Source organism: Methylomonas sp. HYX-M1 (genome assembly GCF_040741385.1).
Taxonomy (GTDB): Bacteria; Pseudomonadota; Gammaproteobacteria; order Methylococcales; family Methylomonadaceae; genus Methylomonas; species Methylomonas rhizoryzae.
Genome location: NZ_CP160405.1, coordinates 576,347 through 599,802 on the forward strand (window position 1 = coordinate 576,347; position 23,456 = coordinate 599,802).

The 23,456-nt window shown below is 52.3% G+C and carries 26 protein-coding genes and 1 tRNA gene; 20 read left to right on the forward strand and 7 right to left on the reverse strand.

Annotated elements, in window-relative coordinates; all coding sequences use genetic code 11:
• From rpmD to AB0A83_RS02705, 10 genes are all read left to right on the forward strand, one after another.
• On the forward strand, positions 1 to 186 hold the full coding sequence (gene rpmD, locus AB0A83_RS02660) for a 50S ribosomal protein L30 (RefSeq protein ID WP_150046479.1): 186 nt from the start codon (positions 1 to 3) through the stop codon (positions 184 to 186).
• Positions 186 to 620, forward strand: coding sequence for a 50S ribosomal protein L15 (gene rplO / locus AB0A83_RS02665; RefSeq protein WP_150046481.1), 435 nt, complete (start codon positions 186 to 188; stop codon positions 618 to 620). Before rpmD ends, rplO begins: the two co-directional genes overlap by 1 nt.
• A gap of 4 nt (positions 621 to 624) precedes the next feature.
• Positions 625 to 1,950 (forward strand): preprotein translocase subunit SecY, encoded by a 1,326-nt coding sequence (secY, locus tag AB0A83_RS02670; RefSeq protein ID WP_190303228.1) that lies wholly within the window; start codon positions 625 to 627, stop codon positions 1,948 to 1,950.
• Between the two features lie 32 nt (positions 1,951 to 1,982).
• Positions 1,983 to 2,096 (forward strand): 50S ribosomal protein L36, encoded by a 114-nt coding sequence (gene rpmJ, locus AB0A83_RS02675; protein WP_150046483.1) that lies wholly within the window; start codon positions 1,983 to 1,985, stop codon positions 2,094 to 2,096.
• A gap of 64 nt (positions 2,097 to 2,160) precedes the next feature.
• The gene (gene rpsM / locus AB0A83_RS02680) at positions 2,161 to 2,517 is read left to right on the forward strand and encodes a 30S ribosomal protein S13 (protein WP_150046485.1); all 357 of its coding nucleotides are present in this window, start codon (positions 2,161 to 2,163) and stop codon (positions 2,515 to 2,517) included.
• Between the two features lie 19 nt (positions 2,518 to 2,536).
• A complete protein-coding gene (gene rpsK / locus AB0A83_RS02685) occupies positions 2,537 to 2,923 on the forward strand; it encodes a 30S ribosomal protein S11 (protein WP_150046487.1) in 387 nt (128 codons plus the stop codon).
• 17 nt (positions 2,924 to 2,940) lie between these two features.
• Positions 2,941 to 3,561 carry a 30S ribosomal protein S4 gene (gene rpsD / locus AB0A83_RS02690; protein WP_150046489.1) on the forward strand — a complete coding sequence of 207 codons (621 nt, stop codon included), beginning with the start codon at positions 2,941 to 2,943 and terminating at the stop codon, positions 3,559 to 3,561.
• 26 nt (positions 3,562 to 3,587) lie between these two features.
• Positions 3,588 to 4,589 carry a DNA-directed RNA polymerase subunit alpha gene (gene rpoA / locus AB0A83_RS02695; RefSeq protein ID WP_367155343.1) on the forward strand — a complete coding sequence of 334 codons (1,002 nt, stop codon included), beginning with the start codon at positions 3,588 to 3,590 and terminating at the stop codon, positions 4,587 to 4,589.
• A 16-nt stretch (positions 4,590 to 4,605) separates the two neighbouring features.
• Positions 4,606 to 4,968 (forward strand): 50S ribosomal protein L17, encoded by a 363-nt coding sequence (gene rplQ, locus AB0A83_RS02700; protein WP_367155345.1) that lies wholly within the window; start codon positions 4,606 to 4,608, stop codon positions 4,966 to 4,968.
• Positions 4,969 to 4,987: 19 nt separating this feature from the next.
• Positions 4,988 to 5,063 (forward strand) — tRNA-Thr (locus AB0A83_RS02705).
• A 245-nt stretch (positions 5,064 to 5,308) separates the two neighbouring features.
• On the opposite strand, the gene AB0A83_RS02710 is transcribed toward AB0A83_RS02705, so the two are convergent.
• Entirely contained in the window at positions 5,309 to 6,661 is a 1,353-nt protein-coding gene (locus AB0A83_RS02710; protein ID WP_232056754.1) for a sigma 54-interacting transcriptional regulator, read from the reverse strand.
• Between the two features lie 219 nt (positions 6,662 to 6,880).
• Here AB0A83_RS02710 and AB0A83_RS02715 point away from each other — a divergent pair, with 219 nt between their 5' ends.
• The 10 genes from AB0A83_RS02715 to cydX all read left to right on the forward strand — a co-directional run bounded on the left by AB0A83_RS02715 (position 6,881) and on the right by cydX (position 15,755).
• The gene (locus AB0A83_RS02715) at positions 6,881 to 7,579 is read left to right on the forward strand and encodes an MBL fold metallo-hydrolase (RefSeq protein ID WP_150046494.1); all 699 of its coding nucleotides are present in this window, start codon (positions 6,881 to 6,883) and stop codon (positions 7,577 to 7,579) included.
• Positions 7,580 to 7,588: 9 nt separating this feature from the next.
• Complete coding sequence (locus AB0A83_RS02720) at positions 7,589 to 8,518, forward strand: sulfite exporter TauE/SafE family protein (RefSeq protein ID WP_367155346.1); 930 nt, start codon at positions 7,589 to 7,591, stop codon at positions 8,516 to 8,518.
• A 33-nt stretch (positions 8,519 to 8,551) separates the two neighbouring features.
• Complete coding sequence (locus AB0A83_RS02725) at positions 8,552 to 8,944, forward strand: phosphate-starvation-inducible PsiE family protein (RefSeq protein ID WP_197737405.1); 393 nt, start codon at positions 8,552 to 8,554, stop codon at positions 8,942 to 8,944.
• A gap of 159 nt (positions 8,945 to 9,103) precedes the next feature.
• On the forward strand, positions 9,104 to 10,837 hold the full coding sequence (locus AB0A83_RS02730) for a multicopper oxidase family protein (protein WP_367155347.1): 1,734 nt from the start codon (positions 9,104 to 9,106) through the stop codon (positions 10,835 to 10,837).
• 108 nt (positions 10,838 to 10,945) lie between these two features.
• The gene (locus AB0A83_RS02735; RefSeq protein ID WP_367155348.1) at positions 10,946 to 11,968 is read left to right on the forward strand and encodes a sulfite exporter TauE/SafE family protein; all 1,023 of its coding nucleotides are present in this window, start codon (positions 10,946 to 10,948) and stop codon (positions 11,966 to 11,968) included.
• Between the two features lie 131 nt (positions 11,969 to 12,099).
• Positions 12,100 to 12,321 (forward strand): hypothetical protein, encoded by a 222-nt coding sequence (locus AB0A83_RS02740; RefSeq protein ID WP_150046504.1) that lies wholly within the window; start codon positions 12,100 to 12,102, stop codon positions 12,319 to 12,321.
• Between the two features lie 11 nt (positions 12,322 to 12,332).
• Entirely contained in the window at positions 12,333 to 13,895 is a 1,563-nt protein-coding gene (locus AB0A83_RS02745) for a cytochrome ubiquinol oxidase subunit I (RefSeq protein WP_367155349.1), read from the forward strand.
• Positions 13,896 to 13,905: 10 nt separating this feature from the next.
• Positions 13,906 to 14,460 (forward strand): aspartate carbamoyltransferase, encoded by a 555-nt coding sequence (locus AB0A83_RS02750; RefSeq protein ID WP_367155351.1) that lies wholly within the window; start codon positions 13,906 to 13,908, stop codon positions 14,458 to 14,460.
• A gap of 3 nt (positions 14,461 to 14,463) precedes the next feature.
• A complete protein-coding gene (cydB, locus tag AB0A83_RS02755) occupies positions 14,464 to 15,603 on the forward strand; it encodes a cytochrome d ubiquinol oxidase subunit II (protein ID WP_367155353.1) in 1,140 nt (379 codons plus the stop codon).
• 11 nt (positions 15,604 to 15,614) lie between these two features.
• The gene (gene cydX, locus AB0A83_RS02760) at positions 15,615 to 15,755 is read left to right on the forward strand and encodes a cytochrome bd-I oxidase subunit CydX (RefSeq protein WP_150046510.1); all 141 of its coding nucleotides are present in this window, start codon (positions 15,615 to 15,617) and stop codon (positions 15,753 to 15,755) included.
• An 84-nt stretch (positions 15,756 to 15,839) separates the two neighbouring features.
• On the opposite strand, the gene AB0A83_RS02765 is transcribed toward cydX, so the two are convergent.
• The 6 genes from AB0A83_RS02765 to AB0A83_RS02790 form a co-directional block, all read right to left on the reverse strand.
• On the reverse strand, positions 15,840 to 17,963 hold the full coding sequence (locus tag AB0A83_RS02765) for a putative Ig domain-containing protein (RefSeq protein WP_367155355.1): 2,124 nt from the start codon (positions 17,961 to 17,963) through the stop codon (positions 15,840 to 15,842).
• A gap of 478 nt (positions 17,964 to 18,441) precedes the next feature.
• Positions 18,442 to 19,134, reverse strand: a complete 693-nt coding sequence (locus tag AB0A83_RS02770; protein WP_232056756.1) for a hypothetical protein — start codon at positions 19,132 to 19,134, stop codon at positions 18,442 to 18,444.
• Positions 19,135 to 19,356: 222 nt separating this feature from the next.
• Positions 19,357 to 20,556 carry a UDP-N-acetylglucosamine 2-epimerase gene (gene neuC, locus AB0A83_RS02775; RefSeq protein WP_367155356.1) on the reverse strand — a complete coding sequence of 400 codons (1,200 nt, stop codon included), beginning with the start codon at positions 20,554 to 20,556 and terminating at the stop codon, positions 19,357 to 19,359.
• Positions 20,556 to 21,695: a LegC family aminotransferase gene (locus AB0A83_RS02780; protein ID WP_367155358.1), complete on the reverse strand. Its 1,140-nt coding sequence runs from the start codon at positions 21,693 to 21,695 to the stop codon at positions 20,556 to 20,558. The genes neuC and AB0A83_RS02780 overlap by 1 nt, the downstream gene beginning before the upstream one ends.
• A complete protein-coding gene (locus AB0A83_RS02785) occupies positions 21,688 to 22,668 on the reverse strand; it encodes an NAD-dependent 4,6-dehydratase LegB (protein WP_150046519.1) in 981 nt (326 codons plus the stop codon). The genes AB0A83_RS02780 and AB0A83_RS02785 overlap by 8 nt, the downstream gene beginning before the upstream one ends.
• Positions 22,665 to 23,372, reverse strand: a complete 708-nt coding sequence (locus AB0A83_RS02790) for an acylneuraminate cytidylyltransferase family protein (protein ID WP_150046520.1) — start codon at positions 23,370 to 23,372, stop codon at positions 22,665 to 22,667. Before AB0A83_RS02790 ends, AB0A83_RS02785 begins: the two co-directional genes overlap by 4 nt.
• Between the last annotated feature and the right edge of the window lie 84 nt (positions 23,373 to 23,456).

The window sequence follows — 23,456 nt, forward strand, 5'->3', positions numbered from 1 at the left end:
ATGGCCGACAAAAAACTTAAAGTGACAATGGTCAAAAGTAAAAATGGCCGACTAGAAAAGCACCTGCAATGTCTTAAAGGATTGGGATTAAGTCGTATTCGCCAAACAGTGGAGGTAATCGATACCCCGGAAAATAGGGGTATGATCAATAAAATCTCTTATATGGTCACGGTGGAGAAGGCATAATGTTTCTTAATTCTATTGCCTCAGCAAACGGGGCGCGTAAAAAGTCTAAGCGAGTCGGTCGTGGTATTGGTTGCACTGACGGTAAAACTTGTGGTCGTGGTCATAAAGGTCAAAAAGCGCGCGCAGGTGGTTATCACAAGGTTGGCTTTGAAGGTGGTCAAATGCCGCTGCAAAGACGTTTGCCGAAAGTTGGTTTTAACTCTGCCATGGCAAAATTTTCAGCAGAAGTCAGGTTAAGCGAGCTAGAAGGGCTTCATGTCGAAGTAATCGATATTGATGTTTTAAAAAAATACAGCGTTATAGCTGCTGCGGTATCAAAAGTTAAGGTAATCAAGTCGGGAAATCTATCTAGGCCTGTTTATATTAAGGGCTTGCAAGTTACGCCGGGCGCTAAAGAAGTAATCGAAGCTGTCGGCGGAAAAATCGAGGCATGACGCTGTGAGTAAACAAGGTTTTGATGTGCCGGTAGGTAAGTTTCAGTTCGGGGAGCTGAGAGCTAGGCTGGGTTTTGTTTTGGGTGCATTTATAGTATACAGAATAGGAGCTCACATTCCTGTGCCGGGCATAAATCCGGATGCTCTTGCTGCTATGTTTGCGCAGCAAGGTGGTTCGATTCTAGACATGTTCAACATGTTTTCGGGTGGTGCCTTAATGCGACTAAGTCTTTTCGCACTGGGCATTATGCCTTACATTTCTGCATCAATTATTATGCAGTTAATGACGATTGTGGTCCCTGCTTTAGAGCAAATTAAAAAAGAGGGGGAGTCGGGGCGGCGAAAAATTACTCAGTACACTCGATATGCGACTGTAGTGCTTGCCTCTTTCCAGTCGGTTGGAATTGCTATAGCTCTTCAAAATCAAACTGCAGGAGGTATGTCTGTAGTTATCAATCCTGGTGCTGTGTTTGTAGTGGTTACTGCTATTACGTTGGTAACTGGGACAATATTTCTGATGTGGCTTGGCGAACAAGTCACCGAGCGAGGGCTAGGTAACGGTATTTCCTTAATTATATTTGCTGGTATAGTATCTGGCTTGCCTTCTGCAATCGGGGGGACTCTGGAATTAGCGCAAACCGGTGAAATGAACGGTGCATTCATTGTTCTGCTATTTTTGATTTCCATTCTTGTGACTGCCCTAGTTGTGTTTGTTGAAAGGGCGCAGAGACGGATAACTATTAATTATCCTAAGCGGCAACAAGGCAATAAAGTTTATGCAGGACAGTCCTCCTTTTTGCCGCTTAAGCTTAATATGGCCGGAGTGATTCCGCCGATTTTCGCATCAAGTATTATTCTTTTTCCTGCTACAGTCGCAGGGTGGTTCGGGCATATTGACGGATTCGCGTGGCTAACTGAAATATCGACAGTTTTGTCACCGGGTCAGCCTGTTTACGTAATGTTCTATGCGTTGGCAATAATTTTCTTCTGTTTTTTTTATACCGCTCTCGTTTTTAACTCTAAAGAAACGGCAGAGAATTTGAAAAAATCCGGAGCATTTTTACCGGGCATAAGGCCAGGTGTTCATACCACTTTTTATATAGACAAAGTAATGTCTAGGCTCACTTTATTCGGTGCTATTTATATAACTCTGATTTGTCTGCTGCCGGAGTTTTTGATTGTCTATTGGAATGTTCCATTCTCGTTTGGCGGCACTTCGCTTTTAATCATTGTGGTAGTTGTAATGGATTTTATTTCGCAAATGCAGACTCATTTGATGTCCCAGCAGTATGAGGGGCTTATGAAAAAGGCAAATTTAAAAAGAAACTAATTCAATTACAAATACTGTTGAGGGTAATCAATATGAAAGTTCGGGCATCAATAAAGCCAATTTGTAAAAACTGTAAAGTAGTTAAGCGTTCTGGCGTTGTAAGAGTGATTTGTAAAGACGGTCGTCATAAGCAGCGTCAAGGATAGATTTTTTTTGTCTATATAGTATAATGGATAATTTTAAACTGATTATCGCTCGGGAGAACGCATAATGGCTCGTATTGCCGGAATTAACGTGCCGGACCATAAGCACGCCGAAATTGCTTTAACAGCGATTTATGGTGTTGGTCGACCAACTGCAAAAGTGATTTGCACGAAGGTTGGTATTAAAGCAACCGCCAAGCTTAAAGATTTGACCGAAGAGCAGATCGAATCGATTAGGAAAACAATCGCTGCTATGACTGTCGAAGGTGATTTGCGTAGAGAAGTTTCGATGAATATTAAGCGCCTAATGGACCTTGGTTGTTATAGGGGTATTAGACACAGAAGAGGCCTGCCTTTGAGAGGACAGCGTACTCGTACAAACGCAAGAACACGAAAAGGGCCAAGAAAGCCTGTTACTAAATAATATTTTGGTTTAAATAAGTATGGCTACCCAAACCAGAACAAAAAAACGAATACGCAAAGAAGTTGCTGATGGTATTGCACACGTTCATGCGTCGTTTAATAACACAATCGTAACCATCACTGATAGAAAAGGTAACGCCCTGTCGTGGGCGACCTCCGGTGGTTCGGGCTTTAGAGGCTCAAGAAAAAGTACTCCTTTCGCGGCGCAAGTGGCTGCCGAAAAAGCGGGTCAAGTTGCACTTGAATATGGTGTAAAAAATTTAGATGTTATGATTAAAGGCCCTGGACCAGGAAGGGAGTCTGCTGTGCGCTCATTAAATGCGCTGGGTTTTAAAATTTCCAACATCGTCGACGTTACCCCTATTCCCCACAATGGCTGTCGACCACCCAAAAAACGTAGAGTTTAATAGCGGAATTTTACACAATGGCTAGATATATTGGACCGGTATGCAAGCTTGCCAGGCGCGAAGGAACTGATCTGTTTCTTAAAAGCCGAGGCAAATCATTAGATAGTAAATGTAAACAAGATCAAAAGCCTGGACAGCACGGAGCAAAGCGTTCTCGAAATTCCGACTATGCGTTGCAGCTTCGCGCAAAACAACGGTTGAGAAGAATTTACGGGGTTTTGGAAAAGCAGTTTAGAAACTATTATAAAACTGCGGATCAAAAAAAAGGAGCTACAGGCCAGAACTTGCTAGACATTTTGGAGTCTCGCTTGGATAACGTAGTTTATCGAATGGGGTTTGCTTGTACTCGAGCGGAAGCAAGGCAATTAGTATCTCATAAAGCGGTTTTAGTTAACGATGCTTTGATCAATGTTCCTTCTTATCATGTATCCGCTGGTGACACGGTGAGTATTAGAGAAAACGCTAAGAGTCAACAACGTATTAAAGACGCTATAACTGTCGCAGAGCAATACGGCTTTCCGCAATGGGTTGAAGTCGATACTAAGAAATTGGCTGGTCAATTTAAATCGGTTCCTGATCGAATTGATCTTGGCTCAGAGATTAATGAACAGCTTGTTGTCGAATTATATTCAAAATAAGTGTGACTTAAAAGGTTAACAGAAATATGCATAACGCTGTAGCGGGGTTGCTTAGGCCTAAGCTAGTCGAAGTTGTAAGCCAAGGCATGTATCATTCCAGAATCATTATAGAGCCACTGGAAAGAGGGTTCGGGCATTCTCTTGGTAATGCGCTTAGGCGGGTGATTTTGTCTTCAATTCCAGGGTGCGCGGTAACGGAAGTATCAATTGCCGGAGTAGTCCATGAGTTTACATCTATCGAAGGGATTCAGGAAGATGTCATCGATATACTACTTAATTTAAAAAAGCTTTCAGTTATACTGCATGGGAAAGATGAGGTTGTATTGACATTATCTAAAACTGGTGTTGGGCCTGTCAAAGCAAGTGATATTCAGTCTATCAGCAGTGTAGAAATTATAAACCCCGAGCTTGTTATCGCTCATCTAACTCAAGATAAACAACTGGATATTAAGATTAAAATCGAACGGGGCAGGGGGTATATACCTGCAGCCCTACGAAAAGAGATGAATGAAGACAGCCCAGTCGGAGTGCTTCTGGTAGATGCTATGTTCAGTCCAGTCGTGAAGGTTGCATATCATGTTGAAAGCACTAGGGTAGAGCAGCGAACTAATCTAGACCGGTTAGTGATTGATCTGGAAACCAATGGTTCAGTAGATCCCGAAAAAGTCATTAAGGATGCTGCTTCAATTTTACATGACCAATTGTCTGTGTTTGTAGATTTCGAAAAGGTTAAAGAGACTCAACCTGAAGAAATTAGTACCGAAGAGGATTCGTTCGATCCTATTCTGCTAAGACCTGTAGATGATCTTGAGCTTACTGTCAGATCTGCAAATTGCTTGAAAGCTGAAAACATTTTTTATATTGGTGATTTAATTCAACGAACTGAGGTTGAATTACTTAGAACTCCAAATCTTGGTAAGAAGTCATTAACTGAAATTAAAGATATTCTTGCGATAAAAGGGTTGTCTTTGGGGATGAGGCTCGAAAACTGGCCCCCTGAAAATCTCGCTGACCATTCCAATAATTGAACAACAGATTGCAAAAATGAGACATCGTAAAGTAGGCAGGCAACTAAATCTTAACAGTAGCCATCGGAATGCATTATTTTCTAATCTGGCTAGTTCGCTAATAAAAGAGGAACTGATCAAAACAACTTTGCCGAAAGCAAAAGAGCTTCGAATGTTTGCGGAGCCTCTTATTACGCTATCAAAAGAAGATAGCGTTGCAAAGCGGCGCCGAGTATTTGCTAAATTGCAGGATAGAGATGCGGTCACTAAACTCTTTACTGTGCTTGGTCCGAGATTCTCTGGGCGGAACGGAGGGTATCTTCGTATCATTAAATGCGGATATCGAAGTGGTGATAATGCGCCTATGGCATACGTAGAGCTTGTTGATCGCGATAACTAACTCACGGAATTAATATATTGCTGGTGTAGCTCAGTTGGTAGAGCAGCTGATTTGTAATCAGCCGGTCGCGGGTTCGAGTCCCATCACCAGCTCCATAAAATCAAAGGCTTAGGTATTTTTACCTGGGCCTTTTTTATTTTGAGCCACCAAGGAATCACCAGGAAAGAAAGCGAGCGATGGTAATTAGCGGTAATCTTCTTTTGCCGACCACGCGCTCACTTTTCCCGGCGGGATGGGCGTTGTTACCTGTCGGCGATGGGGTGGTGTTTCTCCACCCCACGGCAGTGCTGTTTCATGATGTTGGTGTTCGGAATATCCGAGCGCATTTTTGTAAAGCACGTTAATCCAGCGCGTATTTTTTGCGTTTACGCCAGAAAGTCGCTCTGCTCATGCCCGCATAGCGCGCCGCATCGGCTACCCGCCCATCGTTCATTTGCAAGGCTTCGCGTATGACTTCGGCTTCGCTGCGAATCGGCATTTGCGTGGCGATTGCTGCCGGTTCGGCCAGTGGCTCGCGAAATTCCGGCGGCAATTCCTCTATCGTCAGTTCGTTGCCGCGACCTACCGCAAACACGTATTCCACGACATTCTTCAATTCGCGCACATTGCCCGGCCAGCGATAATTCAGCAGTATCCGCATCGCATCCGGCGCGATAGCATCCAGCCGCCTTCGGCTTTGCCGGTTATGTTGTTCGATACAGTGCCACAACAACAGTTGTATGTCGCCGCGCCGTTCGCGCAAGGGCGGTAAAAAGACGGGCACGACTCGCAAGCGATACATCAAGTCCTCCCTAAACCGGCCGGCTTTAACTTCCTCGCGCAACGATCGGTGCGTGGCGGCGATAATCCGCACGTCCACCGATACTGGCGCATCGCCGCCTACCGGAATAAAGCTCTGTTCCTGTAGCACTCTAAGCAACTTCGCTTGCAATTCCAGCGGTAATTCCGCCACTTCGTCCAAAAACAAGGTGCCGCCATGCGCGCGCTGGAATAATCCGGCATGGTTGCGAACCGCTCCGGTAAAAGCGCCCTTGACGTGGCCGAACAACTCGCTCTCCAACAAGCTCGGTGTCAACGCCGCACAGTTAATCGCTAAAAACGGTCCGTTGCGGCGATTACTTTCCAGGTGTAACGCGTGAGCCACCAATTCTTTGCCGGTTCCGGATTCTCCGCGTATCAACACCGTCACGTCGGTTTCCGCCACGTTATGAATAATTTTTAATGCCTGCAGCATCTTAGGATCGCAGGATAAAATTCCGTGAAATTGTTGACAGGTAGCCGTGTGCCGTTGCGTAGCATGGGCTTCTTTTGTCTGCCGCGCCAACAGGTAAAGCGCACCTAAAACGCGTGCTTGCTCATTGCACATCAAGCCGGTTTTTACCAGACAGTCGGCATGGCCGCCGTTGAGCAAGTCGAACGACACTGTTTGCGGTTCGAGGTTCGTGTCGGCTTGCCTTGTACCCGGCTTAAGCGCATTGGCCGCCGTCGGTCCCACCAGGCCAGCCAGGTTTTTGCCGACAGCGTCTGCCGCACTGATTCCTAGCAGAGACAAAGCGCCCTCGCTGCAAAACAATACGGTTCCTGTCGTATTTACCGCCATTGCCGCAGCGCCGCTTAGCGTTGCCAAGGTAGCAATCACCTTTACCGAACCGATTTGCTCAAGCCAATCCTCAAAAGTCACTAACTGTTTCACGCTGCCCGTTTAACGTTTCAATAACGTTTCAAATGTATCACATTTGTTTCAATGTTTCATAATGAAACCGGCACGCGGCAAGCTATCGCTCTGCTCTCGACCTGCTATCGCTTGAATCATCAGGCTTATAAAGCCGATAGGCCGTGAAGCGATTTGGCACGACAATTGATATAAGATAATTAGACTATTCTAATTTATAGGTAATTTGAGGAGCTTCCCATGATTTTCCGCCAACTGTTCGAAACCGAAACGTCGACTTTTACTTATTTATTGGGTTGCGAGCGCACCGGAAAAGCGGTGTTGATAGACCCGGTTGCATCGGAAGTCGAGCATTACCTTGCCTTGTTGCGAGACCTGCAATTAAAGCTGGTTTACACCTTCGAAACCCATGTGCATGCGGACCATATCACCGGCGCCGGCTTATTGCGCGACAGTCTCGGCAGCAAAAGCGTGGTGCATCGCGACGCCGGCGCAATGTGCGCCGATTTACTCGTCAGCGACGGTGTCAGCTTGCAAGTGGGCGATTTGGAATTCCTCATCAAACACACTCCCGGTCATACCGGCGGTTGCGTGAGCTACGTGATGGCGGATCGGGTGTTTACCGGCGATGCGTTATTGATAGGCGGCAGCGGCCGCACCGACTTCCAACAAGGCGACGCCGGCCAATTGTACGACAGCATAACCGGCAAATTATTTAGTTTGCCGCCGGATACCCTGGTCTACCCCGGCCATGATTATCAAGGCAATACCGTATCGACTATCAAGCAGGAAATGGCCAAAAACGCCCGCTTAGGCCAAGGCCGCAGTCGGGAAGAATTCATAGCTATCATGAAGGAGTTGAAGCTAGCCTATCCCAAGTACATTGAGCAAGCCTTACCCGCAAACCAGTCCTGCGGATCCGTTGCGGCTCAAGACTAGGAGAAAAGCATGCTGTTGACCTTGCTTTTGTCTTTAGTGATCGGGCTGCTTTTAGGTTTACTGGGTGGCGGCGGATCGATCTTGACGGTGCCGATGCTGGTTTATCTGCTGGGCGTTCCGGCCAAAACTGCGATTACCACCTCGTTTGTCGTGGTCGGCTTGTCCAGCATCATCGCGTTGATTCCGCATGCGCGCCGTCACTCGGTGTGTTGGAAAAGCGGTTTGTTTTTCGGCCTGTCCGGCATGGTGGGCGCTTTTGGCGGCGGACGCCTTGCCGGACTTTTTTCCGCCGATTGGTTAATGACATTGTTCGGCCTGATTTGCATCGCAACAGGCATCATGATGTTACGTGGCAAAAAAGCCGAGCGCTCTGCGTCGAAGGCCGCGGCCATCGTTTCGGTGTGCCCATTGACGGTACCTTATCGACGAGTTCTGTTCGACGGGTTGTTAGTTGGCGGCCTAACGGGAATGATAGGCGTGGGTGGCGGCTTTTTAATTGTCCCCGCACTCGCGCTATGGGTTGGCCTGCCCATGCATGGCGCGATCGGCACCTCGTTATTGGTCATCATCATGAATGCACTCGCCGGCTTGGCTGGCTATAGCCAGCATGCAGAACTGGACCTCGACCTCACTATCATCGTTTCCGCAGGCGCATTAGTCGGCAGTGCGCTGGGCGCGGGGATTTCCGGCTTCATTAACGAAGCGAAACTTCGCCGAGCATTCGGCGTAACCGTTGTAGCGATAGGCGTTTACGTATTGACTCAGTCCGTCAGCGAGGATTTGATCGCCAGCAGCGAGGTATGGCTGGAAAACATCGGGCATAGTATCGGCTTGGTATTCGGCTTGGCAGGGTTAGCAATCTTGATCCGCTTCGGCCGATGGCTACACACGCTGGAGAACGTTAATTTTTCCGGCAAACATTCCGCAGACAGGCAATAAGTCATGTCGATCGAACGCATACTACACACACGCATGGCTTTAAAGAGCAAAGCCGACGAGTTAGGCAACTTGTTGATTGAAGCGTTTCACTATCTAGCCTTATTCGTCATCGGTGCCAGTATCGTTTGGGCGGCTGTCGTCGATTACGGCAGCATGATGAGGCAAGGCAAAGCCAGCATGGGTGACATTTTGCTGCTATTTATATACTTGGAATTGGGCGCCATGGTCGGCATTTATTTCAAAACCAACGTGATGCCGGTGCGCTGCTTGATTTACATCGCCATTACGGCATTGGCCCGCTTGTTGATTGCCGACGTGCAAATGCACCACCAAACCGGTTTGGGCATTTTATGGGTTTCTCTGGCGATATTCGTGTTGGCAATTTCAACGCGGCTGATTTTAAAGCCCCCCGCGGATAGCGGCTAGACATACGCCAATTTCACAATTTATTAGTCCAACTCAACGACAGGAGAGATTAACAACGCTAAATTATCGCCTCGGCGCCTAAAGTTTCACGACCAGCTCAACAAGGAAGGTTCTCTACAACAACTATTACAACAAACCGCTTCAGGTTGAGGAGCCGTTATGACACACACTACCAATCCACACCGCCGCCGCTTCATCAAGACTGCCGGTACCGCCGGCTTATTAGCCTGGAGCGGCCTACCCGGCTGGCTCTCGGCGATGGAAGGCATGGGGCACATGCCAAAACTGCCCGCCCGTCGGGCATCGCCGAACTTCCGTCCGGATGTAGAAGTCGACCTAATTTGCAAACCGTCCGCCGTTTCCATCCTGCCCGGTCAAGCAACGCGCGTCATGCGCTATACAGCTACCCTCGTCAGGGGCCCAGCCGACACCGTATCGGAAATCCCCGGTTCGTATCTCGGTCCGATATTGCGCTTTCAAAAAGGTCAGAAAATTCGAATCAATCTGCATAACCAACTCAACGAAGCGTCCATTACCCATTGGCACGGCCTGCACGTGCCGGCAGAGATGGACGGTCATCCTCTATACGCGATCGATAAAGGCGAAACCTTCGTTTACGAATTCGCAATGCTGAACCGTGCCAGCATGAACATTTACCATCCGCATCCGCACAATGCCACTGCCCGGCAAGTCTACATGGGGTTGGCCGGCGCGATTTTGGTGAACGATAGCGAGGAAGCCAAATTGGACTTGCCTGCCGGCGAATACGAAGTCCCTATCGTCATACAGGACAGGATGTTCGACGTCAGCAACCAGTTCCAATACGTCCGTCACATGCACGACCGCATGATGGGCTTTTACGGCGATAGGATTTTAGTCAATGGCTTTGCCAACTTTCGCCTCGACGTTGCCAGCCGGGCCTACCGCTTTCGCATCATGAACGGCTCGACGGCGCGCATTTACAAGCTGGCCTGGGATGACAACACGCCGGTCACCGTCATCGGCACCGACGGCGGTTTGCTGGAACATCCAGTGGAAAAACCCTACGTTATGCTGGCTCCCGGCGAGCGCTTGGACGTTTGGGCGGATTTTAGCGGGCGTAGCGTCGGCTCCCAGCTGGTCATGCGCAGCCGTAGCTTTTCCGGCGCATTGCCGAGAATGGCCGAGCACATGATGGGCGGCATGCACGGTTCACCGTTAACCATGGGCAGCGATTATCCGATTTTCAGCGTCAAGGTAGGCCGCCAAGTCAGCGACAGCCCGAAATTGCCCAAGTCTCTGTCAAGCATACGCCGCTATGGCTTGAACGACACGGCCAATCCCGGCAAGCCGGTTCCCATCGGTATTTCCGAAGGCCCGATGCGCATGCTGTTGAACGGCAGACCGTATGCCTATAACGACGTGTTGCCTAGCGAACGCATTCCGGTCGACAGCGTTCAGCTGATGGAAATATTCCACGCACACGGCGGCGGCCATCAAGCCGACGAGTCCGCCGGCCACCGCATGGGCGGCATGGGCATGATGGGCGGAGGCATGCGCCATGGCGGAATGGGTATGCGCCACGGTAGCGAGCAGCAAGCAAACGGCACGGGATCTCGTATGGGCATGGGCGGTATGGGAGGCATGGGTATGATGATGTCCATGGCGCATCCCATCCACTTTCACGGCCAATATTTCCAGATTTTCGAGCGCAGCGGCGGTAGCGGTGCGGGCTACGCCAGCGTTAAGGACGGTTTTGTGGATAACGGCTGGAAAGATACCGTGCTGGTCATGCCGGGCGAACGCCTGAAGTTAATCAAGCCGTTCGAGGATTTTAAAGGCTTGTTCATGTTTCATTGCCACAACTTGGAACATGAAGACATGGGAATGATGCGGGAATTCTCGGTCGAATAAAGGCCTGCGACATTATGTCTCGCCGCCGCAACTGGCAAAGCCGCTATTCCCGTATAAAACTTGACGTTGTTATTTCGAGGTTATCGACCGACACAGGAGAGTAGGCTTATGACCTTCCAATCGAGAACGCTATCGATCGGCGGCATGCACTGCACGGGTTGCGAGGACGTCATTCGGCAAACGTTGGAAAGCTTGCCGGGTGTCGAACGCGCCGACGTGAGTTTTGCCAAGCAAGTTGGCGAAATTACCTTCGACGACTCCCGCATCGGCTTGGCGGAGCTGGAGCGCGCCGTTATCGGCAAAGGCTATTCAATCGGCGAGCCTGCAACCCGTTTTGCCGCTAAAGCCAGGCCTTGGTTGTTGTTTATGCTGCTGCTGTCGGTCGTCGGCGGCATTACATTCTGGGGTAAATCGCAAATGCCGGCTTTGATGCAAATGATGACGGCGCATTTGGATTTTGCGGCGTTGCTAGGCATCGGCTTTTTAACCGGATTTCATTGCATAGGCATGTGCGGCGGCTTTGTGGTCGGCTATACCGATACCGGTTTGCCCAAATGGCGGCAGATGCTGGCCCATCTGAGCTACGGCTTCAGTAAAACCTTATCCTATACCAGTCTGGGCGCCGGCTTCGGGCTGTTGGGATCGGCGATTGCGATTACGCCGCAGTTGCGCGGAGCGCTAGCCTTGGCCGCCAGTCTGTTTTTATTGCTGTACGGCTTGAGGATGCTCAATGTTTTCAGCGCGCTGCGGCGCTTTGTTCTGCGCTTGCCGGCAAAGCTGAACCGGGAGTTGCAGGAAAAAAGCCTGCGTACCCGCAGCCCGTGGCGCACCGGTTTACTCAGCGGTTTGTTGCTGGGCTGCGGCCCGCTACAAGCCATGTATGTGATGGCAGCCGGTAGTGGCGATCCGCTCCAAGGCGCCACGATACTCTTGCTGTTCGGCCTGGGTACCTTGATTCCACTGTGGGGGTTCGGACTATTCGCGACCTTGCTCAGCGCGAATGCCATGCGGCAATTGGTGCGGGTATCCGGGGTATTGGTCATCGTGATGGGAATCATGATGGCCCAACGCGGCATGCTGATGCTGCAAACCAATGTCATGCCTGCCATGCAGCAGCAGTCCGGCCACTAAGCCTTATGATTCGATTTGATAAGTGTGGGCAAAAGGGATTAATCCGCTTTATTAAATTAGAAAAATCTAATATTCTAACAATGCTTTCCAGCGTCAATCCGCTTCGATCACACCCAAACCGGAGAACACCCTTGCCGAATCGCCCCATAAAAAGCCAGCTGCCGCCCAATCGTTTTGCCTGGGAAATCGGCGTGGCGTTGTCGCTGAAAATCCTCTTATTGATCGGCCTATGGTTTCTGCTGTTTCGCTGGTTGGGCCAACCCTTACAACAAATCGATATAACCCGGCATTTTGCCCCTAAGGATCAAGCGACCATTAGCGCTCCCTCCCCCGCCACTCAACTTAGAAAATAAGGAGAACCGCCATGTTCGGTGATGATGTCGTCATGCTGTCCCGCATGCAATTCGGACTCACAGCGATGTACCACTTTTTATTCGTCCCGCTAACCTTGGGGATGACGTTTATCCTCGGCATCATGGAATCGGTGTACGTGATGACCGGCAAGGAAGTCTATAAGGACATGACCAAATTCTGGGGCAAACTGTTCGGAATCAATTTTGCCATGGGGGTGACCACCGGCATCACCCTGGAATTTCAATTCGGTACCAACTGGGCGTATTACTCGCATTATGTCGGCGACATCTTCGGACCCTTGCTGGCTAGCGAGGGTTGGATGGCGTTCTTTTTGGAATCCACTTTCGTCGGCCTGTTTTTCTTCGGCTGGGACAAACTCAGCAAGGTGCAGCACCTGGTCGTGACATGGTTGCTGGCGGTCGGTACCAGTTTGTCGGCATTGTGGATTCTGATTGCCAACGGCTGGATGCAATATCCGGTGGGTGCCGAGTTCAATTACGAAACGCTGCGTATGGAAATGACCAGCTTCGCCGACGTGTTCTTTAACCCGGTCGCCCAAGTCAAATTCGTGCATACCGTAGCCGCGGGTTATGTCACCGGCTCGATGTTCGTGCTCGGCATCAGCTCCTGGTATTTGTTGAACAAGCGCGACATCGGCTTCGCCCGCCGCTCGTTTTCGATCGCTTCCGCCTTCGGTCTGGCATCGATTTTATCGGTCATCGTATTAGGCGACGAAAGCGGTTATACCGAAGGCGAAACTCAGAAAATCAAATTGGCCGCCATCGAAGCCGAATGGGAAACCGAACCCGCTCCGGCCAGTTTCACCGCCTTCGGTTTGCCGAATCAACAGCAAGAACGCACCGATTACGCCGTTAAGATCCCCTACGTGTTAGGCCTGATCGCCACCCGCTCGATAGACGAAGAAGTCAAAGGTTTAAAGGAACTGCGCAATGAAAGCGAAAACCGGGTCAAAAGCGGCATGCTAGCCTACGGCGAGCTGCAAAAACTGCGCGCGGGCGATGATAGCGATCACACCAAACAGGCCTTTGAAACCCACAAGGCGGACCTAGGCTACGGCTTGCTGCTGAAAAAATACACCGACAACGTAGTGGATGCCGACGCCGCCACCATAGCCAAAGCGGCCAACGACACCATCCCCAAAGTGGCTCCGCTGTTTTGGACCTTCCGCATCATGGTGGCGTGCGGCTTTACCATGCTGTTTATCTTCGGCATGAGCTTCTACTACTGCGCAACCCGGGTCGCCGACCAGAAACGCTGGCTGATGCGAATGGCGGTATGGTGTATCCCGCTGCCGTGGATCGCCGCGGAAACCGGCTGGTTCGTCGCCGAAGTCGGGCGCCAGCCATGGACCATCTCCGGCGTGTTACCCACGCAACTGAGCGTTTCCAGCGTCAGCGCCGACCAGTTGTGGTTCAGCATCGGCGGCTTCGCTTTGTTCTATACCACGCTGTTGATCATCGAATTGTTTTTGATGTTCAAGTATGTGCGCTTAGGGCCGAGCAGCTTGCACACAGGGCGCTATTTCTTCGAACAAACCGCAACCGCACACTGAGGAGGCCGACATGCGCTATTCAATTACCAGCTTTTTGCTTGCCGCGGTATGCGCGGCGTCGCTACCCGCAAATGCTGACACGCCCGCTAGCTCGGCCCGCCTGGACGAAGTCGCCGAACGCGGCCGCCACGCCATGCCGTTCGCTCTGGAAAAGACTTTGCATATTTTCGAGAAAACCCCGCACGGCGGCATCCAGCAAGTGATCGCCAATAATCCTAGCGACCAAACTCAAATCGGCCTGATCCGCCGGCATTTGGCGGAGCTGAACATGCGCTTCAAGCAGGGCGACTTTTCCCGACAGCGCCAGGTGCACGGCGACACCATGCCCGGACTGGCCGAACTGGCCGCTAGTCACTCGCGCATTCAATTCAATTACCGCGAGCTCTCCAACGGTGCGGAAATCGAATACAGTGCCGAAGATCCGGGCTTGGTGGATGCAATCCATCGCTATTTCAACGCTCAACTACGCGATCACGCCCGCCACGCGACCGACGGCAAACCGCCGCATTGCCAGCACATGCAGCATAAACACGCTGGCAAGCACCATCCGCATAACCAGGAGTAAGTCATGTTCGATTACGAAACGCTACGTTTGATCTGGTGGTTATTCATCGGCGTCGTCGGCATCGCCTTTGCGATTACCGAAGGATTTGATTTCGGCACCGGCACCTTGTTGCCCTTCGTCGGCAAAACCGACGTGGAACGGCGCATCATCCTCAACACGGTCGGCGCGACCTGGGAAGGGAACCAGGTGTGGCTGATTCTGCTGGGCGGCGCCATTTTCGCGATCTGGCCTCCGGTATATGCCACCTTGTTCTCCGGCCTGTATGTCGCCATGCTGCTGGTCTTGTTTTCGCTATTTTTTCGCCCGGTCGGCTTCGATTACCGCAGCAAACTGGAAGATACCCGCTGGCGCAGCGCCTGGGATTGGGCGCTGTTTCTCGGCGGCACGCTACCGCCGTTGCTGTTAGGCGTATTGGTCGGTAACTTGCTTCTAGGCTTGCCGTTCCACTTAGACCGCGATTTACGGGCTTTCTACGACGGCTCGTTTTGGGCCTTGTTAAGCCCGTTTGCTTTGCTGTGCGGTGTCGGCGGCGTGCTGCTTACCAGCTTTCACGGCGCGCTGTTTTTAAAGTGGCGGAGCGAAGGCGTGGTCCACGCCCGCTCGATCAAGGCTATCTCAATCTTGGGTCCCGCTCTGCTCGCCGTGCTGGCCGTCATCACTTTTTGGACCTTCGCCGGCATCGATCGCCCGGAGCTGACCGCCATGGCCGGTACCGCCGCGCCATCCAACCCTTTGCATAAAACCGTGATCGCAAACGGTACCGGCTGGTGGGCGCATTTTACCGGGCATCCTTGGATGTTACTGGCGCCGCTTGCCGGCTTCGGCGGGTTTAGCCTGGCCTGGTTACTCGGCAAAGGTCGATCGCGCATGGCCGCATTTTGGGCCAGCAGTTTGGGCATAACCGGCATCGCCTTGACCGTGGGTTTCGGTTTGTTTCCGTTTCTGCTGATCTCCAGCACCGATCCCGGCTCCAGCCTGACGCTGTGGGACGCCAGTTCCAGCTACGCCACGCTGTCTCTGACCTTCTGGATTACCGTGATATTTCTGCCCATCGTGCTGCTTTATACCCGCTGGGTTTACAAAATCATCTGGGGCAGCGTGACCGAATCCACTGTTTTAGAAGACAGCCATACACTTTATTGAGGAGACAAGCGATGTGGTACTTTACTTGGATACTTGGTGTCGGCTTTGCCGCGGCATTCGGCATCATTAATGCGATGTGGCTGGAATCGGTGTGTGACATCGATACCCACGGTATCGATCAATCTTGTGACACCCTGCATAAATCCGACTGAACCAGCAGTAACCGGCAGGTAGGCCTCTCGGCGCTACCTGTCGGCACTTTACCAGGCAAGACTAAGTCGCAGATAAACGCAGAATCAGTTGATACCTTCGACTAACAAATTATCGAAGGCGCTGGGTTTGTTGTACCAGGTGTAAAAGGCGATAGAGCCGAAGGCATGCGCGGTATCCACGACGCTGAATACCTTTTTACCGTCTATCCAGACTTCCAAAGTACTTCCGTTAGCAACCGCTTTCATCTGATAAGTCCGGCCTTGTACGTATGGGACTGCGTCGGCTTGCAGCACCGTGACTACGCCGCCGACCTTTTTGATCAAGCGTCTATACGCTCGTTCCTTATCCCAGGAAAACCGGTAGTAATTATTCGCGTCTTTATAACGGAACATCACGCCTATGTCGTCGTCGTCTCCGGAACGCATGGTGAAACTGGCTTGATAGTTGGTCCAACTCGAACCCGGGCCATAGCGCAGGAAGGTGCCTTTTTTATCCAAGGCGGTAGCTGTAGTCGGCGTGGAATAAATATCGCTTTTTTGCAGCAACTCGCCGTTTTCTATCGTCCAAATCGACGGCGCTAAATAGGTGCCTTCGTTCACTACCGTCCAATCGACCAAACCCCAACTGCCGTCAAACGGCTCGGCCAGCAATACGTCCGACGTGCCGGGTTCCAGGATGTTTAGGGTGTAGTCTTTGCTGGTTGATAAGCTGTTTTGGTCTGTTGCGCTCACCGTAAACGTCGAGCCGCCCGCCGCTGTCGGGATACCGGAAATTACCCCGGTCTCGGTATTCAGCGATAAGCCGTCGGGAAGCGCACCGCCTGCCAATGCAAAAGTTAAATTACCGTAGCCTATCGTTTCCAGCGCTTGAGAATAGGCCAAGCTGCGGGCGCCGTTGCTCAAACTATTCGTCATCAAAGTCGGACCGTCGAATATCCAGTGATCGGGTTTGTAAGCCCAAACTTCACCGGCGTTTTCGTTATGCACGCCAATAAATATGTCGTATTGATCGATATATTTCCATTTACCGAGGATACCCGTTCCCGGGCCATAGCTCGGGGCTCCGACCGAATTGCCGACCGGCACTTTGTCCAGGGTTACCCGCGACGGGCTGGTGATGCTGGCGGACCAGACATCGCCATAACCGTTCCATAAGAAGAACTTTTTCCGCGCGGTGTCGTAGTCCATTCCATAAGTCGCAATTTTTGCCATGCCCGGGGTGTTATAAACCACTTGGGGTTTTTGGCTTTTATTGGTCGGAGAGGCTTTATCCAGTTCCCAAAGGGTGAATCCGGTTCCGCCGGCCCTTACGAACAGATTGTTTTCCAAATCCAATCCGGCCGCGCCTTGACCGCTGACGTAAAGATTTTTGATGCCGATCAGACTCCAAGTATCTTGCGCCGGGTCGGCAGGGTCGTTAATCGTGTATCGGAACAAACCGGAACTCGTGGTAAAGCTTTGGATGTAGATGACGTCCTTGCCGCCTTCTTCTCTATAGGCGGAAGCGCCTTCGACAAATGAGGCTATGGGCGCGTTGTCGCGGTTTTGCCACATGTTGCCGCCCTCGATGCTGGGATAAGCCGCACTGATGACGTTTGAGCCCGTGGTGCCGCCCACTTTATTCGGGTCGGCCAAGTCCGGATTCCAAAAATAAGGACCGGTCGGCGTTCTGGCCGGATAATCTTTTTCGAAGCGCCAACCGGTATTGAAAGCGGCTCCGCCAAAATTGACGAATCTATCCGCCACGGGGGCAAACACGTTGTTGTCGTAGGTATGCGAACTGGTGGGTGCATTTTCTACACCGTCCACAGCTTCGAACACCGTCGTAGTGCCGGGTACCAGCCTAACATCGCTAGGCAACGAGCCGCGCGCCCACATCAAATCGTCCGCCCGCCACAGATACACCTCGTTGCCGGCATAGTTGGCGTGTCCGCCGCCCCAGAAAATCATCGCCCGCCGGTTGCTGTCCCAAGCCATAGAACTCCAGGCTTGCAATACCTTTTTCGGCGACCCGGAAACCGTATTGGGCGGCCACGGAATCAACGCCGTAGCCGGCCATACCGATTGAAAACTGTTTGTGTTCAACTTGACCCATTGGCCTGGACCGACGCTATTCAGTTTGTCCATTAAAGGATCGTCCGACGCCACAGCCATTCCCGAAACGGTAAGACTCAATATGCACGCCAGCGCATTTGTTACGGATTTCATATTCCCCTCCCAATCAACACAATTCGCCATGAGCTTCTAAATGAAGTAAAACTAAGTCATTCATCTATGGCATTTGAAATGAATGACGTATGTTTACTTAAACTCGGCGACGAATTTTCCTTATGGAATCAGATGCTTTAGTCGATTTACGACCATACCAGCCAAGCTAAGCCGACTACGCGCACAGCATATCAGCCGAGAAGTAATTCACAAACTACCCAATAGTCATATTTTTTTTCCGGTCTTTATGATATGGCGCCATGACATCAGGGAGAAGGTCTTTCAAGAAAATCGGCTGCAACCGGGTATTACGCAAAACGGCAATCGCCCAGGCAAATGGAAGGTAGTTTGGTAGGAGCGACGCATAGTCGCGATGATGGCCTTACGAATCGCGGCTATGCGTCGCTCCTGCCATGACTTTCATAGTAAAAACAAAAAGGTGCGACCGGCTAAGCCGGCCGCACCTCCGCATGGTCAATCAACTAACAGCGCTGACGCGTTCGGCGTTCAAATCGGTACGACCTGCCCTACGCAACAGGACACCCAAGCCGGCCGCAAACAAGTACAGGGCGCCGGGTAGCGGTACCACCTGCACTGCCGCATTGGTAGTATCGGGAGCGAAATCGGATATTTGTCCGAAACCGGCCGGTAAACTACTGTCGCGCGGCCATAAATTCCACGTGTAAGCGGTTTTATCCAAACCTTGGCTAGGCAATAGTGAACCGTCGATAGTCGCCGTCAACTGATTGCCGTCGATAACTACCGTGCCCGCGGCTAAAGAGGTAGACGCCGTTGCCGGGGTCAGGACTGTTACCGTACCGCTTGCGCTACCGGTCAACACCACGACCGAATCGAATACGATATCGGACAAACCATTCCCAGCAAACCGTGCCGTACCGGCACCGCGATCGAAACCTAGTACATAAATGCCGCCTGCAGAGCTACCGACCGCTGCCGCAAAACTAGCTTCGAAACGAAATACGTCGGTATTCGGATCGTAGCTAACCGAAGCCGCGGCAACGTCCAAATCTCCGAGGGTGCTACCGATATAGCCGGCAACGTAATCCCCTAACGGGTCGTTCACGGTGGCGGCCCGCGTAGACTCGGATGCAAACAGCAACGGGCACATCCAGAGCGTAAACCATACAACTTGCGAAAAAATTGTTTTCATAGTTTTCATCGAAATCCTCCTGAGACAGTATTTTTAAAGCCGGCGGAGCGTGACGTCATCTGGGCCGGCCGGACAAGCCGGAAAACGAGTATTTCCACACCTGATCAGTATGCAGAGATACTCTGCAGTGAATTCCCGTTACCGGCTTAAAAGTTCAATCGGCCTAACAGGATTTTGATTTTTGCGTTCGCATTGCCGACTACTGAAAAACTTACACGCCGTTTAACAAACTGGCGCCTCCTGTTTTTGTAGCGCGCTTGGCGGAAGGTCGAAAAAGCGTTTCATTAGAATGGACTCGAGCGGAGTGTCTTTAAGAATCCGTTTGATTTGTACAGCGCTATCGCCGTTTCCGTAGGGATGGGGAATTTCCGAATTCCAAGACCGGGTTTCGGAGTAGACGTGCCGTAGTGCGCCGGCGATGGCGTCGGCTTGCGGGGGGCAGTTGATCACGCTGGCCGCGCATAAGCGGCCGCGCTGGCGCTCGCCGATGTTCACGGTCGGTGTTTGCAGGGCGGGCGCTTCCAACAGGCCGCTGGAGGAATTGCCGACTACGGCGTCGACTTCGCGCAGCAGTGACAAATAGCGCAGAGACCCCAGCGAGACGAAGGCCGTCACCCGCTGCGGATGGTGTTCGCGGTAAGTGTTTATCATTTTGCCGATCACGCGTCCGTCGGCGTCGGCGTTGCTGTGAGTGAACACGATATGCGCGTCTTCGAAACGATCCAAGGCCTCCAGCAACTGCGCGAACTGTTCGCCGGCGCTGTCGCATTCTAGGGTGGTCGGGTGGAAAGTGACCAATAAGTTGCGCTCGCCCAGCTTGAAATCCAGGCTTTGCTCCAATTCGCGCCGGCTCAGTAGCCTCAGCCGGCGGATGTTATCCAAGCCGAGGGCGCCGACGTTGAATACCCGCTCGGGTTGTTCGCCGAGCTGTATCACCCGCTGCCGGTAGGCTTCGGCGGCAGTGAAGTGTAGATGCGATAGTTTGGTCAAGGAGTGGCGGATCGCATCGTCCACTGCGCCTTCCGTGAGTTCGCCGCCGTGGATGTGGGCAATGGGGATGCGCAAATTTAGAGCGGCTTGTGCGGCTGCAAAAATTTCGAAGCGGTCGCCCAGCACGACCAGCATGTCCGGTTGTAAATCGGCCAAGGCATCGGCAAAGCCGATCACGCCCAAACCTAGCGCTTTGGCGATACCGACCGGGGTATCGGACGACAGCAGCATTTCCACTTTGCGGTTGATGGGAAAACCGTCGGCGGCAATTTGCTGCCAGGTCAATCCGAATTCCGGCGACAAGTGCATGCCGGTGGCGACCAGTTGCAGTTGCAAATCCGGGTCGTCCACTATTTCCCGCAATAGCCAATAAAGCAGGCCGTACTCGGCGCGGGAGCCGGTGATGACGCAGAGTTTGCGCGGAATGGCCATTAGCTTGCCACGCTGCTCGGTATATTGACCAGACGTGCCGACAGCCGACGCGAGTTGGCCAAGCCATCGGTTTGGCAATGACGAAACATGGGTAGGTCGGACATCAGTTCCCACAACGGGCGGGTCATCACATCGCATGCATTGGTGTATGTCAAAAATGCGTCGCGTTGCGCCAAGTCGTTCAGCAGCAAGGCGTTTAGCCAATAGTTGGCGCTGGCTCCGGCGGGTTCCGGGAAAAAAGTCGCGCCGGTTTCGGCTGCCCATGCCGCATAGCGGGCGGCGAGCGTGCGCTTGGCGGCGATGAAGTGCGGCAATTGCTCCAGTTGCGCCAGACCCAGCGCGGCGTTCAGATTCGGCATGCGGTAGTTGTAGCCTATTTGATCGTGTTCGAACTTCCAGGGATGCGGCAGTTTGGCGGTAGTAGTCAAGTGCTTGGCTTTGGCGGCCAATTCGGCGTCGTCGGTCAAAATCATGCCGCCGCCGCCGGTGGTAATGATCTTGTTACCGTTAAAACTCAACACGCCCAGCAAGCCGAAGGTGCCACAGTGGCGGCCTTGCAGCCGGCTGCCCAGCGCTTCGGCCGCGTCTTCCACCATAGGTAAGTCGTATTCCCGGCAAATCTCGGTTAACGCCGGCATCTCGCACGGATGGCCGAGGCTATGCATCGGTAAACAGGCGGCGATACGCCGGCCGCTCCGTCGGTTGTAGATGCCGCCTGCGCGGCGTTCGGCGTACTGCGCCAAAAAAGCGTCGAGCGAGGCGGCGGATAAACCCAAGGTCTCGGCTGCGATATCGAGAAAGACCGGTTCTGCGCCGCAATAGTGTATGGCATTGCAGGTGGCGACAAACGTGACGGCTTGGGTCAGCACCTCGTCGCCGGGCCGCACGCCGGCCAGCAATAAGGCGATATGCAAAGCCGCGGTGCCGTTAACCGTGGCGATGGCATGCGAGCTACCGCAGTACGTGGCAATTTGTTGTTCGAACTCGCCGACGTAAGGGCCGACGCTGGAGACGAAAGTGCTATCGATGACCTTATCTAAATAACGTTTTTCGTTGCCGGCGAAGTGCGGCGCGTGCAAGGGTATGAACTGATCGCTATGGTAAATTTCCCGGACCAGCCGGACAAAGCTTTCAAACATTGTAAATGTCCGTTTTGTACTTGCGCAGATTATCCGGGTCGCAGAACCAGGCGATGGTGCGGTTCAAGCCTTGTTCTAAGCCGACTTGTGGAATAAAACCGGTTAAGGCATTGATTTTACGGTTGTCGCAACATAAGCGGTTTACTTCCGAGGCGGCGGGACGCAAGCGTTGCTGGTCGGTGAGGAACTCCACGTCGCTTTGCATGAGGTGTTTGATCAGATTCAGCGTGTCGCCGATCGAAATTTCGAAATTGGAGCCGATGTTGACGATCTCGCCTACGGTTTGCGCGGATTCGGCCACGGCAATAAATCCCCGGCAGGTATCTTCCACGTAGTTGAAATCGCGGGTCGGGGTAAGGTCGCCGAGGTGGATCTGCTTTTTGCCGGCGGCTATCTGGGTGATGATGGTAGGAATGACGGCGCGCGCCGATTGTCTCGGCCCGTAGGTATTGAACGGCCGGGCGACGGTGACCGGCAAGCCGAAGGCGTGGAAAAAACTCATGGCCATCGCGTCGGCGCCGATTTTAGAGGCGCTGTAAGGCGATTGCGGTTGCAACGGGTGTTTTTCGTCTATCGGTACGTATTGCGCGCTGCCGTACACTTCCGAGGTCGAGGTATGCACCAAACGGGCTATTCCGGCGTCGCGTGCGGCTTGGCACAGGTTTAAGGTGCCGCGGATGTTGGTATCGACGTAGCTGTCCGGTGCTTGGTAGGAATAAGGAATGGCAATCAGCGCGGCCAGATGGAAAACAGTGTCGACATCCCGGCAGATTACTCGGCAAAAGTGCGCATCGCGCACGTCGCCGCAGACGATTTCGATATCGTTTTTACACGTCGTGTCGTCCAGCCAGCCCCAGTTGTTGAATGAATTGTAGTGCGCCAAGGCGCGCACCCTATAACCTTTGGCCGCCAACATCTCGGTTAAATGCGAGCCGATGAAGCCGTCGGCGCCGGTCACTAATACCTTTTTCATACCAAACCTTGCTTAACGTAAGCCTCTGCGATGGCCCAATCTTCGGCCGTATCGATATCCAAGCTTTGCACGGCGTTCATGATCAGCGGCGCGGCGCGCGGCGGATAAAACGAGCCGTGTTCCGTTAAATAGGCGGATTTGCACAAATACATGGCGCCGTTCGGGGTTAGTAGCGGTGAGCTTTGCTGCCGGCTGGTCTGAGTGGGGCGTCGTGTGTCTAATGCCTGCAGGAAGCCCTGTTCCCGGCGAAATAGCGTGGTTAAATCGCGGTGGATTTCCTTGCAGCCGATTACCGAATCCGCACCGACGGCGTCGACTAATTCGACCGCTTGGCGAAGTATAGACGGCGGACGAAACGGCGAAGTGGGCTGTAGCCACATGGTAAGCTCGGGTAAGTAGCCGTGTTCGGAGTCAAACCATTCCAAGGCATGTCGTATGACTTGCATAGCCGATGCGTCGTCTCCGGCGTGTTGCGCCGGCCTGAGATAGGGGACTCGTAAGCCGAGCCGCCGACCTAATTCGGCATAATCGCTACTGTCGGTAGACAGGATTGCCAAGGTGTCGGACAAATCGCCGGCCAACACGGCCTCTGCCGTCCATTGCAGCAACGGTTTGCCGGCCAATGGCTTGACGTTTTTATCCGCTATGCCTTTGGAGCCGCTACGGGCGGGTACGATGATTAAGAGCCGAATGTCTGGACGCATTGGGGGCGAAAGCTATGGGTCTGGGTTAGTGATTTAGTTCGGTAACGGCCGCTATTGGCGTGTAACGATAGGTCAGTCGTTGCG

What these genes read in the sequence shown, in the direction of transcription:
- rpmD (WP_150046479.1), top strand. Translation starts at nt 1, where the DNA reads ATGGCCGACAAAAAACTTAAAGTGACAATGGTCAAAAGTAAAAATGGC.
- rplO (WP_150046481.1), top strand. Translation starts at nt 186, where the DNA reads ATGTTTCTTAATTCTATTGCCTCAGCAAACGGGGCGCGTAAAAAGTCT.
- rpmJ (WP_150046483.1), top strand. Translation starts at nt 1,983, where the DNA reads ATGAAAGTTCGGGCATCAATAAAGCCAATTTGTAAAAACTGTAAAGTA.
- rpsM (WP_150046485.1), top strand. Translation starts at nt 2,161, where the DNA reads ATGGCTCGTATTGCCGGAATTAACGTGCCGGACCATAAGCACGCCGAA.
- rpsK (WP_150046487.1), top strand. Translation starts at nt 2,537, where the DNA reads ATGGCTACCCAAACCAGAACAAAAAAACGAATACGCAAAGAAGTTGCT.
- rpsD (WP_150046489.1), top strand. Translation starts at nt 2,941, where the DNA reads ATGGCTAGATATATTGGACCGGTATGCAAGCTTGCCAGGCGCGAAGGA.
- rpoA (WP_367155343.1), top strand. Translation starts at nt 3,588, where the DNA reads ATGCATAACGCTGTAGCGGGGTTGCTTAGGCCTAAGCTAGTCGAAGTT.
- rplQ (WP_367155345.1), top strand. Translation starts at nt 4,606, where the DNA reads ATGAGACATCGTAAAGTAGGCAGGCAACTAAATCTTAACAGTAGCCAT.
- AB0A83_RS02715 (WP_150046494.1), top strand. Translation starts at nt 6,881, where the DNA reads ATGATTTTCCGCCAACTGTTCGAAACCGAAACGTCGACTTTTACTTAT.
- AB0A83_RS02720 (WP_367155346.1), top strand. Translation starts at nt 7,589, where the DNA reads ATGCTGTTGACCTTGCTTTTGTCTTTAGTGATCGGGCTGCTTTTAGGT.
- AB0A83_RS02725 (WP_197737405.1), top strand. Translation starts at nt 8,552, where the DNA reads ATGGCTTTAAAGAGCAAAGCCGACGAGTTAGGCAACTTGTTGATTGAA.
- AB0A83_RS02730 (WP_367155347.1), top strand. Translation starts at nt 9,104, where the DNA reads ATGACACACACTACCAATCCACACCGCCGCCGCTTCATCAAGACTGCC.
- AB0A83_RS02735 (WP_367155348.1), top strand. Translation starts at nt 10,946, where the DNA reads ATGACCTTCCAATCGAGAACGCTATCGATCGGCGGCATGCACTGCACG.
- AB0A83_RS02745 (WP_367155349.1), top strand. Translation starts at nt 12,333, where the DNA reads ATGTTCGGTGATGATGTCGTCATGCTGTCCCGCATGCAATTCGGACTC.
- AB0A83_RS02750 (WP_367155351.1), top strand. Translation starts at nt 13,906, where the DNA reads ATGCGCTATTCAATTACCAGCTTTTTGCTTGCCGCGGTATGCGCGGCG.
- cydB (WP_367155353.1), top strand. Translation starts at nt 14,464, where the DNA reads ATGTTCGATTACGAAACGCTACGTTTGATCTGGTGGTTATTCATCGGC.
- cydX (WP_150046510.1), top strand. Translation starts at nt 15,615, where the DNA reads ATGTGGTACTTTACTTGGATACTTGGTGTCGGCTTTGCCGCGGCATTC.
- AB0A83_RS02765 (WP_367155355.1), bottom strand. Translation starts at nt 17,963, where the DNA reads ATGAAATCCGTAACAAATGCGCTGGCGTGCATATTGAGTCTTACCGTT.
- AB0A83_RS02770 (WP_232056756.1), bottom strand. Translation starts at nt 19,134, where the DNA reads ATGAAAACAATTTTTTCGCAAGTTGTATGGTTTACGCTCTGGATGTGC.
- neuC (WP_367155356.1), bottom strand. Translation starts at nt 20,556, where the DNA reads ATGGCCATTCCGCGCAAACTCTGCGTCATCACCGGCTCCCGCGCCGAG.
- AB0A83_RS02780 (WP_367155358.1), bottom strand. Translation starts at nt 21,695, where the DNA reads ATGTTTGAAAGCTTTGTCCGGCTGGTCCGGGAAATTTACCATAGCGAT.
- AB0A83_RS02785 (WP_150046519.1), bottom strand. Translation starts at nt 22,668, where the DNA reads ATGAAAAAGGTATTAGTGACCGGCGCCGACGGCTTCATCGGCTCGCAT.
- AB0A83_RS02790 (WP_150046520.1), bottom strand. Translation starts at nt 23,372, where the DNA reads ATGCGTCCAGACATTCGGCTCTTAATCATCGTACCCGCCCGTAGCGGC.